Origin of the sequence: Candidatus Megaera venefica (genome assembly GCF_034554655.1) — a bacterium.
Lineage (GTDB): Bacteria > Pseudomonadota > Alphaproteobacteria > Rickettsiales > Rickettsiaceae > Megaera_A > Megaera_A venefica.
In genome coordinates, this window is the sequence record NZ_JARJFB010000269.1 from 1 (window position 1) to 905 (window position 905).

The following is a 905-nucleotide window of genomic DNA, read 5'->3' on the forward strand; positions in this document are numbered from 1 at the left end:
CTTCAGACACATCAAGATCTTGCTGCAAATATTCATAACCACAAAAATATTGCCAATAAATATTTTCCTTTAGCTCTTCCTCCGTAAACGAATCAGAACCGTTGTACATAGCTTGAAGCATTGATAGTGCTAGCATTACTCTATGATCTTTCTTATTTCTACCAAATTGCTTGATTTCAATGTTAGGCAATGCTCTGGCTTCAAGTTCAGACCAATTTACTAAATCCCTTAGTTTATATAACTTGTTTTTAGGATTTAGTTTTGTAGATAATTTCTCTTCAAATAACCTTTCTTGTTTTTGGAGAAAAGTAATATTTTCTATAGGCATAATTTTAAAATCCGTAAGCTTTATGCGGTAATTATACCATTTTCTTATGGATTTTGTAAGCTGTTTATGACATGAAACCCCTTGTTAATTCAGGCGGGGAGAGTTTTGACGGAGGGACTACGTAAGGTTACTAAAAACAAGAGAGTTTTTCCCAACGATGAATCTGTGTTTAAGATGTTATACTTGACAATTAATTACATTACTCGAAAATGGACTATGCCAATTCAAAATTGGGGTGAGGCTATGGCTCATTTTATGATCAAATTCGAAGGGAGAATTTAAGTGCCTATAATCGAATTTACACAAATAGATGGAAAGTCTCCTGTTCTTGGGTTACGACCAGTTCTAGCCTTTATTTTAGTAGTATAGAATTTACCAAAACCTACAAAAGAGATTTCATTGCCTTGTCTCATAGCATCAATTACAGAAGAAATAAACATATCTATAGTTTTCTCAGCTTGAACTTTGGTGCAAATGTGTTGATTAGCTATGTGTGTTATAAAGGGTAAGGTTTTTACTGCAAAGACCAAAAAAACTTTGTCAAACGATGACAAAAAGATGCAGAAACGAAGAAGTG

At 33.4% G+C, this 905-nt stretch carries 2 protein-coding genes and 1 pseudogene; 1 reads left to right on the top strand and 2 read right to left on the bottom strand.

The window, feature by feature from the left end; all coding sequences use genetic code 11:
- A partial coding sequence (locus Megvenef_RS09690; RefSeq protein ID WP_322776028.1) for a transposase occupies window positions 1–328 on the bottom strand: 328 nt, incomplete at its 3' end.
- Between the two features lie 105 nt (window positions 329–433).
- On the opposite strand from Megvenef_RS09690, the pseudogene Megvenef_RS10320 reads away from it, so the two are divergent.
- A pseudogene (locus Megvenef_RS10320) lies at window positions 434–610 on the top strand (IS256 family transposase); the annotation flags it as partial.
- Here the strand turns inward: Megvenef_RS10320 and Megvenef_RS09695 are convergent.
- A partial coding sequence (locus Megvenef_RS09695; protein WP_322777702.1) for an HU family DNA-binding protein occupies window positions 607–905 on the bottom strand: 299 nt, incomplete at its 5' end. The pseudogene Megvenef_RS10320 and the gene Megvenef_RS09695 sit on opposite strands and share 4 nt — an antisense overlap.